Annotated in this window: 18 protein-coding genes and 2 pseudogenes; 10 read left to right on the forward strand and 10 right to left on the reverse strand. The window is 74.1% G+C overall.

Annotated features, from left to right (window positions below; genetic code table 11):
• The first annotated feature begins 4 nt into the window (after positions 1-4).
• The 4 genes from ABZO31_RS14635 to ABZO31_RS14650 all read left to right on the forward strand — a co-directional run bounded on the left by ABZO31_RS14635 (position 5) and on the right by ABZO31_RS14650 (position 3,690).
• Positions 5-1,396: an MFS transporter gene (locus tag ABZO31_RS14635; RefSeq protein WP_406861647.1), complete on the forward strand. Its 1,392-nt coding sequence runs from the start codon at positions 5-7 to the stop codon at positions 1,394-1,396.
• 104 nt (positions 1,397-1,500) lie between these two features.
• On the forward strand, positions 1,501-1,980 hold the full coding sequence (locus ABZO31_RS14640) for a DUF2771 domain-containing protein (RefSeq protein ID WP_406861648.1): 480 nt from the start codon (positions 1,501-1,503) through the stop codon (positions 1,978-1,980).
• Between the two features lie 7 nt (positions 1,981-1,987).
• Positions 1,988-2,848, forward strand: a complete 861-nt coding sequence (locus ABZO31_RS14645; protein ID WP_406861649.1) for a futalosine hydrolase — start codon at positions 1,988-1,990, stop codon at positions 2,846-2,848.
• Entirely contained in the window at positions 2,845-3,690 is an 846-nt protein-coding gene (locus tag ABZO31_RS14650; RefSeq protein ID WP_406861650.1) for a 1,4-dihydroxy-6-naphthoate synthase, read from the forward strand. The genes ABZO31_RS14645 and ABZO31_RS14650 overlap by 4 nt, the downstream gene beginning before the upstream one ends.
• Before the next feature lie 6 nt (positions 3,691-3,696).
• On the opposite strand, the gene ABZO31_RS14655 is transcribed toward ABZO31_RS14650, so the two are convergent.
• Entirely contained in the window at positions 3,697-4,080 is a 384-nt protein-coding gene (locus tag ABZO31_RS14655) for a cold-shock protein (protein WP_406861652.1), read from the reverse strand.
• A gap of 394 nt (positions 4,081-4,474) precedes the next feature.
• On the opposite strand from ABZO31_RS14655, the gene ABZO31_RS14660 reads away from it, so the two are divergent.
• Positions 4,475-4,744: a hypothetical protein gene (locus ABZO31_RS14660; protein ID WP_406861653.1), complete on the forward strand. Its 270-nt coding sequence runs from the start codon at positions 4,475-4,477 to the stop codon at positions 4,742-4,744.
• A 17-nt stretch (positions 4,745-4,761) separates the two neighbouring features.
• Here ABZO31_RS14660 and ABZO31_RS14665 read toward each other — a convergent pair whose 3' ends face one another.
• A complete protein-coding gene (locus ABZO31_RS14665) occupies positions 4,762-5,388 on the reverse strand; it encodes an HAD family hydrolase (RefSeq protein ID WP_406861654.1) in 627 nt (208 codons plus the stop codon).
• A 115-nt stretch (positions 5,389-5,503) separates the two neighbouring features.
• Here ABZO31_RS14665 and ABZO31_RS14670 point away from each other — a divergent pair.
• Positions 5,504-5,692 (forward strand): annotated as a pseudogene (locus ABZO31_RS14670) (iron ABC transporter permease); the annotation flags it as partial.
• 17 nt (positions 5,693-5,709) lie between these two features.
• Positions 5,710-6,084, forward strand: a pseudogene (locus ABZO31_RS14675) (ABC transporter ATP-binding protein); the annotation flags it as partial.
• A 49-nt stretch (positions 6,085-6,133) separates the two neighbouring features.
• Here the strand turns inward: ABZO31_RS14675 and ABZO31_RS14680 are convergent.
• Together ABZO31_RS14680 and ABZO31_RS14685 are read right to left on the reverse strand one after the other, a co-directional pair.
• A complete protein-coding gene (locus ABZO31_RS14680) occupies positions 6,134-6,616 on the reverse strand; it encodes a GNAT family N-acetyltransferase (RefSeq protein WP_406861655.1) in 483 nt (160 codons plus the stop codon).
• A 71-nt stretch (positions 6,617-6,687) separates the two neighbouring features.
• Positions 6,688-7,503 (reverse strand): hypothetical protein, encoded by an 816-nt coding sequence (locus ABZO31_RS14685; protein ID WP_406861656.1) that lies wholly within the window; start codon positions 7,501-7,503, stop codon positions 6,688-6,690.
• A gap of 61 nt (positions 7,504-7,564) precedes the next feature.
• Between ABZO31_RS14685 and ABZO31_RS14690 the strand changes: the two genes are divergently transcribed.
• Positions 7,565-10,174: a helicase-associated domain-containing protein gene (locus ABZO31_RS14690; protein WP_406861657.1), complete on the forward strand. Its 2,610-nt coding sequence runs from the start codon at positions 7,565-7,567 to the stop codon at positions 10,172-10,174.
• Positions 10,175-10,211: 37 nt separating this feature from the next.
• Here ABZO31_RS14690 and ABZO31_RS14695 read toward each other — a convergent pair whose 3' ends face one another.
• From ABZO31_RS14695 to ABZO31_RS14705, 3 genes are all read right to left on the reverse strand, one after another.
• On the reverse strand, positions 10,212-11,708 hold the full coding sequence (locus tag ABZO31_RS14695; protein WP_406861658.1) for an HAD-IA family hydrolase: 1,497 nt from the start codon (positions 11,706-11,708) through the stop codon (positions 10,212-10,214).
• 74 nt (positions 11,709-11,782) lie between these two features.
• A complete protein-coding gene (locus tag ABZO31_RS14700; protein ID WP_406861659.1) occupies positions 11,783-12,697 on the reverse strand; it encodes an ABC transporter ATP-binding protein in 915 nt (304 codons plus the stop codon).
• The gene (locus ABZO31_RS14705; RefSeq protein WP_406861660.1) at positions 12,694-12,822 is read right to left on the reverse strand and encodes a hypothetical protein; all 129 of its coding nucleotides are present in this window, start codon (positions 12,820-12,822) and stop codon (positions 12,694-12,696) included. Before ABZO31_RS14705 ends, ABZO31_RS14700 begins: the two co-directional genes overlap by 4 nt.
• Positions 12,823-13,033: 211 nt before the next feature.
• Here ABZO31_RS14705 and ABZO31_RS14710 point away from each other — a divergent pair, with 211 nt between their 5' ends.
• Complete coding sequence (locus ABZO31_RS14710; protein ID WP_406861661.1) at positions 13,034-13,774, forward strand: GntR family transcriptional regulator; 741 nt, start codon at positions 13,034-13,036, stop codon at positions 13,772-13,774.
• Between the two features lie 31 nt (positions 13,775-13,805).
• Here the strand turns inward: ABZO31_RS14710 and ABZO31_RS14715 are convergent, their stop codons facing one another.
• The gene (locus ABZO31_RS14715; protein ID WP_406861662.1) at positions 13,806-14,387 is read right to left on the reverse strand and encodes a Uma2 family endonuclease; all 582 of its coding nucleotides are present in this window, start codon (positions 14,385-14,387) and stop codon (positions 13,806-13,808) included.
• 112 nt (positions 14,388-14,499) lie between these two features.
• On the opposite strand from ABZO31_RS14715, the gene ABZO31_RS14720 reads away from it, so the two are divergent.
• The gene (locus tag ABZO31_RS14720) at positions 14,500-16,155 is read left to right on the forward strand and encodes a DNA repair helicase XPB (RefSeq protein WP_406861663.1); all 1,656 of its coding nucleotides are present in this window, start codon (positions 14,500-14,502) and stop codon (positions 16,153-16,155) included.
• On the opposite strand, the gene ABZO31_RS14725 is transcribed toward ABZO31_RS14720, so the two are convergent.
• Positions 16,152-16,547 (reverse strand): hypothetical protein, encoded by a 396-nt coding sequence (locus ABZO31_RS14725; RefSeq protein ID WP_406861664.1) that lies wholly within the window; start codon positions 16,545-16,547, stop codon positions 16,152-16,154. The genes ABZO31_RS14720 and ABZO31_RS14725 overlap by 4 nt on opposite strands.
• Positions 16,548-16,594: 47 nt before the next feature.
• Positions 16,595-16,774, reverse strand: a complete 180-nt coding sequence (locus tag ABZO31_RS14730; protein ID WP_406861665.1) for a hypothetical protein — start codon at positions 16,772-16,774, stop codon at positions 16,595-16,597.
• Positions 16,775-16,796: the final 22 nt, after the last annotated feature.

Consider the following 16,796-nt stretch of genomic DNA (forward strand, 5'->3'; position numbering starts at 1 on the left):
GGGAGTGGCAGCCGCGAGGCCGCCGAAGTCGTCATCGCGCGCGGCGTCGTCGGCGGGATCGGGATCGTACAGCCGGGCCGGGCCGCTCAGCCGGGCAGCCCGGAAGTGCGCGCGCGCCCTGCACCTGCCCTTCACCGGCATCCGGCGCGCCACGCACGCGCACGGAGCGGGCGAGTCCGGACTCGGCAAGCTCATCGAACTGCACGCGGTCAACGGCGCCGGCGATGTGATGATCACCGTGGCGCTGGCGAGCACCGTGTTCTTCTCCGTACCGACCGACCAGGCCCGCGGCCGTGTCGCGCTCTACCTGGCCGTCACGATGCTCCCGTTCACCCTCCTCGCGCCGGTGATCGGCCCGCTGCTCGACCGGCTGCCGCACGGCCGCCGCTGGGCCATGGCCGGCGCGATGCTGGCCCGCGCGGTCCTGGCCGTCACCATGTCCGGCGCGGTCGCCACCGGCGGCCTGGAGCTGTACCCGGCGGCGCTCGGCGTGCTCGTGGCGTCGAGGTCGTACGGGGTGGTGCGCAGCGCCGTCGTACCACGGCTGCTGCCACCGGGCTTCTCCCTCGTCAAGGCGAACTCGCGGGTGACCCTGGCCGGACTGCTCGCCACCGGCATCGCCGCGCCCATCGGCGTGGCACTCCAGCGGATCGGTCCGGCCTATCCGCTGTACGGGGCGTGCGCGCTGTTCCTGCTCGGCACGTACTGGGCGCTGCGGATGCCGCACAAAGTGGACTCCGCCAAGGGTGAGCGGCCGGCCCATCTGCTGACGCACGGCGAGAAGAAACCCAGCCTGCGGACCGTGGGACCGTCCGTGCTGCACGGACTGCAGGCGAACGCGGCACTGCGCGGACTCTCCGGCTTCCTGATCTTCTTCCTCGCGTTCCTGCTGCGCGTGCACCCCCTGGAAGGCCAGAGCGCCGTCGTCTCGCTCGGCATCGTGGGCGTCGCGGCGGGGGTCGGCAACGCCTGCGGGACCGCGGTCGGCGCGCTGCTGCGCTCCCGCACCCCCGAAGTGATCATCGCCACGATGATCCTCGTGGAACTGGCGGCGGCGATCTGCGCCGCACTGTTCTTCAGCCCGGCGTGGGTGGCCGTCCTGGGCGGGGTGGCGGGCCTGTCCCAGGCCCTGTCCAAGCTGTCCCTCGACGCGCTGATCCAGCGCGACGTGCCGGAGGTCGTCCGCACCTCCGCCTTCGCCCGCTCGGAGACGCTCCTGCAGATGGCGTGGGTCGCCGGCGGCGCCATCGGCATCTCCCTGCCGCTGAACGGAACGGTCGGCATGGCGGTGGCGGCGGGCATCCTGGCGACGGGCGCCGCCCTGTCCGTCCGCGGCCTCCTGGCCGCCCCCCGTCGCCCGTCCGCCGCCCGTCCACGGGGCGCCCGCGTGAACTGAGGCGCCCGCACGGCGGGCGGGCGCACCCCCCGGTTGCGGGCGGGGTGGGAGTGAACCGGGGGGTCGGGGAGCCCGCCGGGCGCGCGACCGATAGCCTTCGGCTCATGACCGTTGCGTTCTACTCCGGCTCGCGCCGCCGGGCCGCCGTGGCCCTCGGGGCCGTCTCCGCCGGGCTCCTCGTACTCTCCGCCTGCGACAAGCCGACGCCGCTCGCGACCGTGACGGTCGGGACGGAGTCGGTCCACACCGAGGCCGCCTGCTACAACGACGGCGACGCCATCAAGGAGTCGCTGGTCCAGGGCTGCCTGCAGAAGAAGCCCACGGCCTCCATCTCCGTCTCCGCCGACGACAAGATCCGCTTCGGCGTCGACCCGTCGATCGCCGACAACGGCTGGACGATCTTCCTGGGCGGCCAGCAGGCCGAGCCGGAGCCGTACAAGAAGACCTACCGGACCATCCCGGCCAGCGCCTTCTTCTCCACCCAGACCGGCGAGGCGACCAACAAGACCCAGGTCACCATCGTCGAGAACACCGGCCGGAAGCTCACCGGCATCTGGCAGTTCGAGCTGAAGAAGAAGTCCTGACCCCCAGGTGGCCGACCGGATCCTGATCGTGACGGCCGTGGCGGCGGAGGCCGACTCCGTCGCCCGGGGCCTCACCGGCGACAAGCCGGGCGGCGCATTCCTCCAGGCCCTCCCCGGCGGATACGCCCTGCACCGCCACACGTCCACGGATCCGCTCCCCGTCGGCCCCGGCGGCCCTCTCTCCGCCCACGGGCCGCTCTCCGGAGCCGCCTCCGCCGGCGCGCTCGCCCCGCCCGGCGGCCGGATCCCGCTCCCCGGCCCGCACCACCCCGTCGTCGACGTCCTCGTCGCCGGCGTCGGCCCCGCGGCCGCCGCGGCCGCCACCTCCGCCGCCCTCGCCTGGGCGACCCTGGGCCACACCCCGTACGACCTCGTCGTCTCCACCGGCATCGCCGGCGGCTTCGCGCCGCACGCCCCCCTCGGCTCCGTCGTCGTCGCCGACACCATCGTGGCCGCCGACCTCGGCGCCCAGACCCCCGACGGCTACCTGCCCGTCGAGGAACTCGGCTTCGGCCGCTCCGCGCACCCCGTCCCCCAGGCCCTCGCCCACCGCATCGCGCAGGCCCTCGGCGACGGCGTCCAGCGCCACTGCGTCGGCCCCGTCCTCACCGTCTCCACCGTCACCGGCACCGCCGCCCGCGCGGCCGAGCTGGCGGAACGTCACCCGGGCGCCGCCGCCGAGGCGATGGAGGGCTTCGGCGTCGCCGAGGCCGCCGCCGCGTACGGCGTGCCCGTCGCCGAGATCCGCGCCGTCTCCAACGCCGTCGGCCCCCGCGACCGCGCCAACTGGCGCATCGGGCAGGCCATGGACGCGCTGCGGTACGCCTTCCAGCTGCTCAGCAGCACCGTGTTCAGGGAGCCGATGTGAAGCTGAAGATCGCGTACTCGCCCTGCCCGAACGACACCTTCGTCTTCGACGCCTGGGCCCACGAGCGCGTCCCCGGCGCGCCGCGCCTCGACGTCACCTTCGCCGACATCGACGTCACCAACGGCTGGGCCGAGCACGGCGACTCCGCGTACGACGTCCTGAAGGTCTCCTACGCGGTGCTGCCCTGGGTCCTCGACGAGTACGCCCTGCTCCCCTGCGGCGGCGCGCTGGGCCGCGGCTGCGGCCCGCTCGTCCTCACCAGGGAACCGGGCGTCGACCTGACCGGCAGGACCATCGCTGTCCCGAGCGAACGCTCCACCGCGTACCTGCTCTTCCGCCTCTGGGCGGCGGACGTCGTTCCCGGCGGCGTCGGGAACGTCGTCGTGATGCCGTTCCACGAGATCATGCCCGCCGTGCGGGACGGGAAGGTCGACGCCGGGCTCGTCATCCACGAGGCCCGGTTCACGTACCAGGACTACGGCCTGCACTGCCTCGCCGACATGGGCGAGCACTGGGAGGACACCACCGGCCTGCCCATCCCGCTGGGCGCGATCATCGCCAAGCGCTCGCTGGGCGCGGAGACGCTGCAGCTGCTCGCCGACTCGGCGCGGGCGTCGGTCCGGATGGCCTGGGACGACCCGGAGGCCTCCCGGCCGTACGTGGTCGAGCACGCGCAGGAGATGGACCCGAAGGTGGCGGACCAGCACATCGGGCTCTACGTCAACGAGTTCACCGCCGACCTCGGCGAGCACGGCTACGCGGCCGTCCGCGGCCTCCTCACACGCGCGGCGGCCGAGGGACTCGTACCGCCCCTCGGCCCGGACGCCCTGCACTTCCCGTAGGGCCCGCTACACGTCGAGCTGGTCCGCGACCGCCCGCAGCAGCCCGGCGATCTTCTTGCCCGCCGCCTTCTCGGGGTACCGGCCGCGCTCCAGCATGGGCGTGATGTTCTCCAGAAGCGTCGTCAGATCCTGCACGATCGACGCCAGCTCGTCCGGCTTCCGCCGCTGCGCGGCGGCCACGGACGGCGCCGGGTCGAGAATCGTCACGGACAGCGCCTGATCCCCCCGCTGCCCCGCGACCACACCGAACTCCACGCGCTGACCGGGCTTGAGGGCGTCCACTCCGGCAGGGAGCACCGACGAGTGCACAAAGACGTCACCGCCGTCGTCGCGGGAGAGAAAGCCGAAGCCCTTTTCGACGTTGAACCATTTGACCTTGCCGGTAGGCAAAGCACGCACCCCATTCCACCAGTCAGCCGAACCACTGTCGTCGCAGGTCAGGCTATCTAGCGCGATTGCTCGTGCCTGCCGTGTCGCCTGGAAGCCTCGCCAGCTCTGTACCCTCCGTCAAGCCGCTCCATCCATACCGGCCACCAGTTCTGGCCGACATCGTTCGCAGCCCACTCGGGCGAGAAGGCACGCACATCACAGCACACCCCCGGGACGGCTGGACAGCGGATACCTGCGGACGTACACCTCACGCTCCTCCCCCGGCGAAACACGGCGGGCGATCGGAGAACGCACGGTGAATCCAGGCGGAATGCCCGTCTGACCGGCCGGTTGTAACCAGGAGCACAACAGCCGCTCGTCGCCTGTCCTCCGGCGCGCGAACTACCCTGGCCGAATGCGTAACGAAACCCCCACGAAGCCTTCGGGCACCGCAGCTCCGGGTGACGGGCTGGTTCGTGTCGGTGCGATCGTGTTCATCGTCGGGGCCGCGGCCACGTTGGTGACCGTGGCGCCGTTGTTCCTGGGCACCGAGCCGTTCCCGACCGTCGCGTACCTGGTGTCGATGCTGATGGGCGTCGGGTTCGCGGTCGCCGGGGCCGGCGTGCTGCGGTCGGTCGCGGTGCAGCGGCGGCAGGCGCGGGAGGCGGCGGGCGCGGGGTCGTAGGCCCGCGCCCCGGGGCGTCAGCCCGCTCGGTACGCGTCCCACCAGGCGCGGAAGTGCGTCAGGTCCGGCAGGACCACGTCCGCGCCGGCGGCGCGGAGTTCGGCATCGTCGCACGGGCCGGTCGGCACCGCGAGGGACAGCGCACCGGCGGCCGCGGCGCCGCGTACGTCGCCGGTGTGGTCGCCGACGTACACCGCCGCGCCGTACTCGCGCAGCGCCTCCGCCTTGCCCTCCGCCCACAGTCCGCCGATCACGGCGTCGGGGTCGATGCCGAGGTGCACCATGTGCAGCTTGGCGTGCGCCTCGTTCTTCGCCGTGACGACGATGGCCCGGCCGCCCGCCTCGCGAATGGCCTGGATCGCATCCCGCGCGCCGGGCATCGCGTGCGAGGGCTCGATCGCGTACGTGGGGTAGAGCGCGCGGTACTGCGTCACCCGCTCCTCGACCTCCTCCGCCGGGAACCAGTTCGCCAGCTCCTGCGCCAGCGGCGGTCCGAGGCGGCTGACCGCGAGGTCCGCGTCGATGAACACCCCGGTCTCGGCGGAGAACGCCTCGTAGGCGGCCTTGATGCCCGGCCGGGAGTCGATCAGCGTCATGTCGAGGTCGAAGCCGACGGTGAGGGGGATCGTAGTCATGGGCGTCATTGTGCCGGGTCGTTCGAAAGCGGGGTCGAACGGCCGGGGAAGGGGCGGCGCATAGACCGCGGGGGCGCTCTACTGAGCTAAGCCTTACCAAACCTCACCTGGTCGATGGGTGCCGATGACTGCCGCTTTCCGTTCGAGACGGGTCCTCGCGACCTCGGCGGCACTCGTCGCCCTCCTCCTCGCCGTCCTGCTCAGCCTCGCCGTGGGCGCCCGCGCCGTACCGCCGTCCACCGTGCTCGACGCGCTGCTGCACGGCGGGACCGGCGACGACGCGCAGGTGGTGCCGCCCCAGCGCCCGCAGCGTCGTCGACTTGCCACAGGCTGTCGGGCGGTCAGCGGCAGCGGGTGTGGATCGCGATGGCGCTGGCGCAGGAGACGGACCTGCTGCTCCTGGACGAGCCGACGACGTACCTGGACATCGCGCACCAGGTCGAGGTCCTGGACCTGGTCCGCCGCCTGAACCGCACGCGCGGGAGGACGGTGGTGCTGGTCCTCCACGACCTGAACCAGGCGGCCCGCTACGCGGACCACCTGGTGGCGATGAAGTCGGGCCGCGTACTGGCGGAGGGCGCGCCGGCGGACGTGGTCACGGCGGACCTGGTGGCGGACGTCTTCGGCCTTCGCTCCCTGGTCATCCCGGACCCGGTCACGGGCAGTCCCCTGGTGGTCCCGAACTCGCCGTGGACGGACGTCTGAGGGACGCCGGGGCTGCCCCGCAGGGTCCGTCCGTCGGCCGTTTCCCGTGTCAGGTCCCGGGGGTGACCGGGAGGGCGGCGACGATCTCCTCGTCCTCCCGGTCGCCGGTGGGGGTGAAGCCGAGGGAGGTGTAGAGGCGGGCGGCGGGGGTGTTGGCGGGGTCGTAGGAGAGGCGGATCTCCTGGCAGTCCGGCAGGGCCGTCAGGCGGCGGATCAGGGCGCGCATGGTGGCCCGTCCGACGCCTCGGCCCTGTTCCGCGGCGTCGACGATCATGCCGCCGATCCAGTGCGCGCCGCCCTCGTCGTCGTAGGCCCACATGACGTGGCCCACGATCGTGTCGTCGGCCCGGACCCCGAGGGAGTGCCACAGCCCGCCGCGCATCGACAGCAACAGGTAGCGGGCACCGAGCGCGGCCACGAAGCGGCGCTGGTCGTCGGTGGGGGCCACGTCGGCGACGGCGCGCCAGTTGTCGTCGGTGATGTCCTCGAGCACCACGCGTCGGCCGTGGGAGTCGGTGATGTCCTGAGACACGGTTCCTCGTCTGTCCGTTCGAGCGTCGAGCCTGAATCTCTACCACGGCCGAGGGCCCCGGCGCCGCCCGGTTACGCGCGCCGGGAGCGCCAGACGAGGTACAGCGCCGAGGCGATCGCCGCGGTACGGAGGGTCCAGGGCCAGGTCGCGGCCAGTGCCTGGGTCAGGGCTTCGCCGCCCGCGGGGATCGGGTCGCCCCAGCGGCCGTTCATGCGGCCCCAGAGCCATACGACGCCGGCCGCCGCGGCCGTCCCGGGCAGACCCAGGACCGCCAGTTTCGCCTCGAAGCGGGTCAGCCGGCGCGAGGCGTACGCCAGGAGCCAGCCGCCCGCCAGGGCCAGCAGGGAGCCCAGTACGGCGCCCACCACCAGCAGCGCCGCCGCCAGCAGGAGCATCGGGTTCGGGAACGAGGCTCGCGAGAGGGTGGGGAGGGCGCGTCTGCGGGGGACCTCGTCCTCGGCCGCCCCTTCCGGCTCCTCCGGCTCCTCCGGCTCGGCCGCGTCCTCCTCTTCCGTTTCCGGTGGCGGGCGGAGGATCTCCGCCACTTCCACCCCGCCCACGAAGCCCGGGAGGTCCGGCGGGGCCTCCGCCGACCACCAGTCCTCCCCCGGCGCCTCCGAGGACGGCGCCCTGGAGGACGACACCTCCGACCGCGGGGCCGGTACCGTGCCGCCCACGCGGTCCACGACCTCGTCCGGGGTGCCGAGGCGTTTCAGGACGCGGCGCACCGCCGCGGGGCTCTCGGTGCCGCCCAGGGTCTTCTCGATCTCCTTGCGCAGCCCCGCGACCAGGTTCATCCGCTCCCCGGACGGCAACTGCCGCTGCTGCGCCAGGTCCCCGACCCGGCTCAGGTAGTCGAAGACCAACTGGTCGCTCTCGATGCCCATCCGCCCTCCCGTGCCGCTTCGTCATGACGTTAGCGCCTGAACAGGGGCTAACGTGGGGCGGATGGGGACCGGAGAGCGCAATCGGGAGGCGCACGTGCCCGAACGGAACGCAGGCGGCGGCGCGACACCGCCCCGCACCCTCGCGGAGGCCCTCCGCACCCGCGGCGACGAGGGGCTCGCCGCACTGCTGCGCGCCCGCCCCGACCTGCTGTCGCCGGTGCCCAACGACCTCACGCAGCTCGCCACCCGCGCCGGTACCCGCGCCTCCGTGGTCCGGGCACTGGAGCGCCTCGACCGGTTCGCCCTGCAGACCGCCGAGGCCCTGGCGGTGGCCCCGGACCCCGCCCCGTACCCCGTGCTCCTCGCCCTCCTCACCGGAGACGGCGAGAACGGCGAGGGCGACCCGGCCGTCGCCGCCGCCTTCCCCCGCGCCGTCGAGCAGCTCCGCACCCAGGCCCTCGTCTGGGGCGACGACGAGCGGCTCCGGCTCGTCCGCACCGCCCGCGAGCTGCTCGCCCCGTCCCCGCAGCACCCCTCCCCGACCGGCCTCGGGCCGTCCGTCTCCGAGGCCACCGCCGGCATGTCGCCCGGCCGGCTGCAGGAGATCATCGCCACCGCGGGGCTGCCCGCCACCCACGACCCGGTGTCCGCCGTCGCCGCGCTGACCGGGCTCTTCGCCGACCGCGCCCGCATGGCGGCCCTCCTCGACACCGCCCCGCCCGACGCGCTCGCCGTCCTCGACCGGCTCGTGTGGGGACCGCCGTACGGCGAGGTCACCGCCGATCCGCCGCCGCCGGTCCGCTGGCTGCGCGACCGGGGCCTGCTGCTGCCGGTGTCCACCCGCACCCTCGTCCTGCCGCGCGAGGCCGCGCTCCATCTGCGCGGCGGCCGCGCCCACCGCGTCGTCGAGCCCGCGCCGCCCCGCGTCGAGGTGCTGCGCGAGTACCGTCCACAGGCTGTGGACAGTGCCGCCGCCGGCCAGGCGTACACGGCGCTCTCCACCGTCGAGGAGCTGCTCCGCGAGTGGAACGAGGGCGGGCCCCAGGTGCTCCGCGCCGGCGGCCTGTCCGTACGCGACCTCAAGCGCACCGCCGTCGCCCTCGACGTCGCGGAACCCGTCGCCGCCTTCTGGCTGGAGCTCTGCCACGGGGCCGGGCTGCTCGCCTCCGACGGCGAGGCGGACGAGCGGTACGCGCCGACGCCCGCGTACGACGACTGGCTCGACCTGCCCCCGGCCGAACGCTGGGCCCGCCTCGTCACCGCCTGGCTCCCCGGCACCCGGACCTCCGGCCTGGTCGGCGGCCAGGACGCGAAGGGGCGCGCCCTGTCCGCGCTCGGGCCGGAACTCGACCGGTCCCCCGCCCCCGAGGTACGCCGCCGCGTCCTCACCCTCCAGGCCACCCTCCCGCCGGGCGCGGCCGGCTCCCCGGAGTCCGTCCTCGCCCGGCTGGCCTGGGAGCGCCCGCTGCGCGGCTCGGCCGCGGGCGACGCCCCCCGTACGACGCCGCCCACGGCCACCGGGGCGGCCGCCCCCACCCCGGCCGCCCCCACCGACCTCCGCTCGCGCCTCGCCCTCTGGGCGCTCGAGGAGGCCGAGCTGCTCGGGCTCACCGGGCGCGGCGCGCTGTCCGGCCCGGCCCGGGCGCTGCTCAACCTGCCGCTCGCCGAGCCCTGCCCCGACGTCCCGTCCGGCGAGGCCGGCGGCGGGGTCGAGCTGTCCGTCGCCGCCTCCCGGGCGGCCACGCTGCTCGCGCCGCTGCTGCCCGAGCCCGTGGACCACGTCCTGCTCCAGGCCGACCTGACCGCCGTCGCGCCGGGGCCCCTGAAGCGGCCGCTCGCCGAGACCCTCGCCGTGCTCGCGGACGTCGAGTCGAAGGGCGGCGCGACCGTCTACCGGTTCACCCCGGCGTCCGTGCGCCGCGCCCTCGACGCCGGCCGGAGCGCCTCCGACCTGCAGGACTTCCTGCAGGCTCACTCCCGCACGCCGGTGCCGCAGCCGCTCGCGTACCTGATCGACGACGTGGCCCGCAAGCACGGCCATCTGCGGATCGGCGCGGCGTCCGCGTACGTGCGCTGCGACGACGACACGCTGCTCGGCGAGATCCTCGCCGACCGGCGCTCGGCGTCGCTCCGGCTGCGCCGCCTCGCGCCGACCGTGCTCGCCGCGCAGACCGACCCCGCCTCGCTGCTCGACGGGCTGCGCGCGATGGGGTACGCGCCGGCCGCCGAGTCCGCGGCGGGCGACGTCCTGATCACCCGCGCCGACGCGGTCCGCACCCCGCCCCGTGCCGCGCCCGTGCCGGTGCCGGACGGGCCGCCGGCCCCCGACGGCACGCTCCTGAAGGCGGCGGTCCGCGCGATCCGCGCGGGGGACCTGGCGTCGACGGCGGTGCGCAAGGAGCGCCCGGACGCGCCCCCGCGCGCGCCCGGCGAGCTGCCCCGCACCTCCGCCGCCGAGACCCTCGCCACCGTGCAGGCCGCGGCGATGACCGGCTCGGCGGTCTGGATCGGGTTCGTGAACGCCGACGGCGCCGCGAGCCAGCGGGTGATCGCACCGGTCCGGGTGGAGGGCGGCTTCGTCACCGGCTACGACCACACCGCGGACGAGGTCCGCACCTTCCCGCTGCACCGAATCACGGGCGTGGCGGAGCTGGAGGAGGACGACGCGTAGGGCCGGGCTCGGCCGCGTACGAGCGTCGTACCGGGGATCAGCCCAGTACGAACGTCGTCAGCACCGCCGCGTGGTCCGACGGCCACGCGTTGGCCGCGACCTCCGGCCACGGGTTCGGCGTACCCGTGACGAGCGTGCGGGAGTCGAGGACCTGCAGGCCACGGCCGTTGTGCAGGACGTAGTCGATGCGGTCCTGCGGTTCGGGGCGGCCGCTGCCGGAGCCCTCGTCGGGGTGCATGACGTGGATCGGCGACCAGGTGTGGCCGGGCTCGCGCCGCGGGTCGGGGTGCATCTCGCGGTACGAGTCGCGCAGCCCGGCGGCCTCCGCGGCCAGCGTCACCGGCCACGGCACGTCGGTCCGGTCCAGGTGCGAGGGCGCGTTGAAGTCGCCGACGAGCACCACCGGCCGCGTGTCGCCGCCCTCCGCGGCGATCCGCTCCAGCGTGTCCCGCATCTGCCCGAGCCGTACGTCCTCGTGGGCGACCAGCTCCTCGGCGGGCAGCCCGTCGAAGTCGGCCTCGTACGGCCCGTACGGGTCGTAGTGCAGGTGCGCGGTCCAGAGGTCGACCTCGTGGCCCTCGTCCGTACGGATCCGCACGCCGGTCGCGCCGTAGAAGCCGACGTCCGGGTCGCCGAGGCGGGCGACGATCGGGTGGCGGCTGACGACGCCGAGGTTGTCGCCCACGTGGTGCCCGTGCCAGCCGAGCTCCTGCGCCAGCTCGTCGGTGGTCTGCGGGCCGGCCTCCTGCAGGCCCACGACGTCGGCGCCGGAGGCGCGGATCGCCCGGACCTGCTTGGCGCGGCCGTCGTCGACCATGCCGCCGCCGAGCCACAGGTTCCAGCTCATGACCTTCAGCCGGGGGCCGTCCGCGGTCATGGCCCGCAGCCGGTCCGGGGTGACCTCGGTGAGGCTGCCGAGCACGGTCCGGCCGGGCGCGGCGTCGATCGGCGCGAGGGACGGGACGGCGAGCACCGGGCAGCCGGCGGCCTCGGCGGAGCCGACGCCGGTGGGGGTGTCCTCGACGGCGACGCAGCGGGCCGGGTCGACGTCGAGGGCGCGGCAGGCGGCCAGGTACGGGTCGGGCTCGGGCTTGGTGCGCTCGGTGTCGTCGGCGGTGACCGAGACCGCGAACGCGGGGGCGCCGAGCGCGCCGAGGGCGGCGAGCACGGTGTCGGCGACGGCCCGCGGCGAGGCGGTGACCAGGGCGGTGGGGACGCCGTCGCGGGCCAGCGAGGAGAGCAGGGCGAGCGCGCCGGGCCGGGGCACCACCCCGGCCCGGACGCGGTCGGCGAACTCCCGGTGCAGCAGGGCGGCGAGCTCGTCGGCGGATCCCCGGCCGTCGTCGGCCAGCCACTGCGCGGTGTGCTCGACGGGCCGGCCGAGCACGTCCGGCCGGTCGGCCTCGGTCAGCGGGCGTCCCGCGACCTGCTCCACCGCTTCCCACCACAGGCCCTCGGTGTCGACGAGGGTGCCGTCCATGTCGAACAGGACGGCCTGGAGGGCGGTCCGGCGGGGCGGTGCGGTCGGCGTCACGTTGTCTTCTTCTCTTTCCGTGGGAAGGCGTACGGCGTCGGGGACGCGTACGTGCGTCGGTAAGGCGTACCGCGTCACGCGGCCGCGCGCGCGGCCACCAGGACGGGCTGCTCGCGGGGGGTGACGGTCACGGCGTCGCCGACGGCGAGCGCGCGGGCCTCGTGGGCGGGCAGGTCGGCCTTGATCCCGGTGCCGTCGCCGAGCCGTACGGTGAGCCGCACGACCGCGCCGAGGAACGAGGCGGCCGTGACCAGGGCGGTACCGGACGCGTCGCCCGAGACCGTCAGGTCCTCGGGGCGGACGAGCACGTCGACCGGTCCCGCGGCCGGCGGTTCGCCGTCGACGGGCAGCCGGCGGCCGAGGACCTCGACGGTGCTGCCGTCGAGGTCCCCGGGGATCCGGCTCATCGTGCCGACGAACTCGGCGACGAAAGCGGTCGCGGGCCGACCGTACAGCTCCGCGGGCGGGGCGATCTGCTCGAGCCGCCCGCCGTGCATCACCGCGACACGGTCCGCCATGGACAGCGCCTCCTCCTGATCGTGTGTCACGAACAGGGTGGTGATGCCGAGTTCCTGCTGGATGCGGCGGATCTCCTCGCGCAGCGTGAGCCGCACCTTGGCGTCGAGCGCGGACAGCGGCTCGTCGAGCAGCAGGACGCGCGGGCGCAGGGCGAGAGCGCGGGCGAGCGCGACGCGCTGCTGCTGGCCGGACAGCCGGGGGGCGTAGCGGCCGGCCAGGCAGGTCGTCCAGGCCGTACGAAGTGGCGCCGTTGACCGGGTCCTTGACGGTGAACGCGCCGGACGGCATGGCCAGGGCGGGGACTCCGAAGGCGAGCCCGGTGACCGCGAGCAGCGAGACGACGGCGAGCCGGGCGGGGTGCGGCGCCGCCGCCTCCCCGGCGTGACCGGGGAAGCGGCGGGCGCCTGGGCCGCCCTCCGCGTGGGGGCCGTCACCGCCGGGGCGGGACGGGCGGAGGAGGGGAAGGTCATCCGGAGAGGGCCTTACCCCAGCCCTGCGACAGGGTGGTCTTGGCCTGGTCGGCCTGCGCCTCGGTGGCGAGAAGGGCGAGCGAGCCGCCGGCGGCGGTTCTCAGCGGGGACGCGGGGACGGGCACGGCTTCTCCAGGGGGAGCGTCGACGGGGACAACTTGTCTGAACAAGTCGGCCTCAGTACGCCCGGCGATGGTGACACACAGGTGAACCCGATGGGAACGGATCCCCGCTGTTTTTTGCACAGTGGCGATTTTTTCCGGCCGACCGCGACCTCGATTACGCTGAGGCGCAGCACACAACTGTGCACAGCTGTCCACTCTCACGGGGGAGCCCATGGCCGCGAGACACGAGCAGATCGCCGAGGAACTGCGGCGGGCGATCCAGCGCGAGGAGTACCCGGTCGGCACCCGGCTGCCCGCCGAGACGGAACTCGCGACGCAGTACGGGGTCTCCCGCGGCACCGTCCGGCAGGCCGTCGCCGCGCTCACCGCGGAGGGCCTGATCGGCTCCCGCCAGGGCGCCCGCCGGGTCGTCCTGGCCGACCACCGCAGCCAAAGCTTCGGCGAACTGCGCAGCTTCGCCCAGTGGGCCCAGGCGATGGGCCGCACCGCCACCGGACACGTCGTCCACCAGGAGTACCGCCCGGCCACCGCGGAGGACGCCACGCGGCTGCACCTGGCCCAGGGGGCACCCCTGCTGAACGTCCTGCGCGTGCGCGGCCTGGACGGCGAGCCGGTCCTGATCGAGCGCACCGTCTACGCCGACTGGATCTCCCCCACCGTCGAGGCGATCTCCTCCGACTGCGCCTCGGTCACCCAGCGCCTGTACGAGGACACCGGCCTGGTCTTCGCGCACGGCGAGCACGTCATCGACGCCGTCGCCGCCGGCGCCCGCGACGCCGACCTCCTCGGCCTGCGCCGCACCAGCCCCCTGCTCCGCGTCCGCCGCGTGACGACCACCCACGACGGCCGCCCGGTCGAATGGTCCGACGACCGCTACCGCCCGGACGCGGTCAGCTTCACCGTCCACAACTCGATAGCGAACAACGCGCTGGTCAGAACGACGGCGGGGTAGGGGGACGGCTCGCCCTGCCCGGCGCCGTCTCCTACCCGCGCCGCGGGCTCACGAGCGCACCGGGGTCGACCTCGACGGCGAAGGGCTCCTCGATCAGCGTGGCGCGCCCGGCCTCGGCCACCACCCGGTCCACGTAGCGCCCGTCCACCAGCCCGGTGACGATCAGGGCCGGCTCGGGCTCCAGCTCCAGCCGCCACAGGTGCTCGATGCCCGCCTCCGCGTAGTACGGCGGCTTGAGCAGCCGGTCCGTGCGGCGGCCGGAGGACGAGGGGGAGACGATCTCGACCACGAGCAGGACGTCGTCGGCGTCGTAGGTGATCGGGTCCTTGGCCGCGGCGGCGGCCTCGACGACGACGATGTCCGGGATGAAGAGCCCGTCGGGCAGGATCAGATGCACCGCCTCCAGGACCTCGGCCTGGAGGCCGGCAGCCTGGATCGTGCGATCCAGCAACGACGCCAGCCGGAGCGACGCCCGCTGGTGCTTCGTCCCCGGAGCCGGTGACACCATGAGCGCTTCCCCCATCAGCTCCCTACGCTGACCTCGGTCCTCCCCCAGAGCCAGGACCTGCTCTACCGTCCAGGGCCCGTAGTGCGGATCGTGCGCGACGCTCATCTCGCCACCTCCCTCATGTGGAACCCGTCGCCTGCAGTCTGGCAGGCCCCTCCGACATCGGCCGCGAATCGTGCAGACTGGATGTTTGGCCGCGCGGAAGGGAAGCACGTACGTGAACGGTCCACTCATCGTCCAGAGCGACAAGACACTCCTGCTGGAGGTCGACCACGAGCTCGCCGACGCCTGCCGGCGGGCCATCGCGCCGTTCGCCGAGCTGGAGCGCGCTCCGGAGCACATCCACACGTACCGGATCACCCCGCTCGGGCTGTGGAACGCGCGGGCCGCCGGGCACGACGCCGAGCAGGTCGTCGACGCCCTCGTCGAGTACTCGCGCTACCCCGTGCCGCACGCGCTGCTCGTCGACGTCGCCGAGACCATGGCGCGGTACGGGCGGCTCACCCTCAGCAAGCACCCCACGCACGGCCTCGTGCTGACCACCACCGACCGGCCCGTCCTGGAGGAGGTGCTCCGGTCGAAGAAGGTCGCGCCGCTGGTCGGGGCGCGGATCGACCAGGACACCGTGGCCGTGCACCCCTCCGAGCGCGGGCAGATCAAGCAGACCCTGCTGAAGCTGGGCTGGCCCGCCGAGGACCACGCCGGGTACGTCGACGGCGAGGCCCACCGCATCGACCTCGCCGAGGACGGCTGGGCCCTGCGCCCCTACCAGCGGCAGGCCGTCGAGGGCTTCTGGCACGGCGGCTCCGGCGTCGTCGTCCTGCCCTGCGGCGCCGGCAAGACGCTCGTCGGCGCGGGCGCGATGGCCCAGGCCAAGGCGACGACGCTGATCCTCGTCACCAACACCGTCTCGGCCCGCCAGTGGAAGGCCGAGCTGGTCAAGCGGACCTCGCTCACCGAGGACGAGATCGGCGAGTACTCCGGCACCCGCAAGGAGATCCGCCCGGTCACCATCGCCACCTACCAGGTGCTGACGACCAAGCGGAAGGGGATCTACCCCCACCTGGAGCTCTTCGACTCCCGCGACTGGGGCCTGATCGTCTACGACGAGGTGCACCTGCTGCCCGCGCCGGTCTTCAAGTTCACCGCCGACCTCCAGGCCCGCCGCCGCCTCGGCCTGACCGCGACCCTGGTCCGCGAGGACGGCCGCGAGTCCGACGTCTTCTCGCTCATCGGCCCCAAGCGCTTCGACGCGCCGTGGAAGGAGATCGAGGCGCAGGGCTACATCGCGCCCGCCGACTGCGTCGAGGTCCGGGTCAACCTCACCGACTCCGAGCGGCTCGCCTACGCGACCGCCGAGACGGAGGAGAAGTACCGCTACTGCGCCACCACGGACACCAAGCGGAAGGTGACCGAGGCGCTGGTGAAGAAGTTCGCCGGACAGCAGATCCTCGTCATCGGCCAGTACATCGACCAGCTCGACGAGCTCGGCGAACACCTGGACGCGCCGGTCATCAAGGGCGAGACCTCCAACGCCCAGCGCGAGAAGCTCTTCGACGCGTTCCGGAACGGCGAGATCAGCGTCCTGGTGGTGTCGAAGGTCGCCAACTTCTCCATCGACCTGCCCGAGGCGACCGTCGCCATCCAGGTCTCCGGCACCTTCGGCTCCCGGCAGGAGGAGGCGCAGCGACTCGGCCGGGTGCTGCGGCCGAAGGCCGACGGGCACCAGGCGCACTTCTACTCGGTCGTCGCCCGCGACACCGTCGACCAGGACTTCGCGGCCCACCGCCAGCGCTTCCTGGCGGAGCAGGGGTACGCGTACCGGATCGTGGACGCGGACGAGCTGCTCGCCGGGGACGAACAGGCCGGCTAGTCGAGGAGCGCGAGCACCGGGGCGAGCACCGCCAGCGCGTACTCGGCGATCACGACGCCGGTGCGCGCGCGGTGCGGGAGCGCCACCCGCGGCGCCGCGGCGGCGACCACGCCCGCCGTGGTCCCGAGCCCGAGCGCCCAGAACGCGGCACTCGCCAGCGGGCCGCCGGAGCCGTCGCCGTTGATCGCGTCGTTCAGCACGGCGACGGCGGTCAGGACCAGGGAGACGAACAGCGCGAGCAGACCGGCGAGCGCGAGCCAGCGCAGGTTGCGGGACGAGGGCGCGGTGGGGGTGGGCCCGTCGTGGGCGGGCTCGGCGGTCCACGTGGTCGCGGCGGTCCGCGTGGCTTCGGCGGGCTCGGGCGTCTCGGCGGTCTGCGCGGTCGTCGTCATGCACCGATCACATCAGCCGGGCCGGGCCCGGGCATGCGCGGACGTACTCAGTCCCGCGTCCCCACGTACTCAGGCCGGGGCTCCCGCACCCCGGCCCGTACGTCGTACACGCCGAACAGGACGACCTCGACGGCCGCGCCGCCGTAGGCCAGCACCGCGCGCAGGGCCAGGCCGAGGCGGTGGGAGCGAGGAACGGACGGGACTGGGGTGAAGGTCGCGGCGGTCATGTCTCCATCATGGTTTCCGGAC

This window comes from Streptomyces solicamelliae, from assembly GCF_045348655.1.
GTDB classification, from domain to species: domain Bacteria; phylum Actinomycetota; class Actinomycetes; order Streptomycetales; family Streptomycetaceae; genus Streptomyces; species Streptomyces solicamelliae.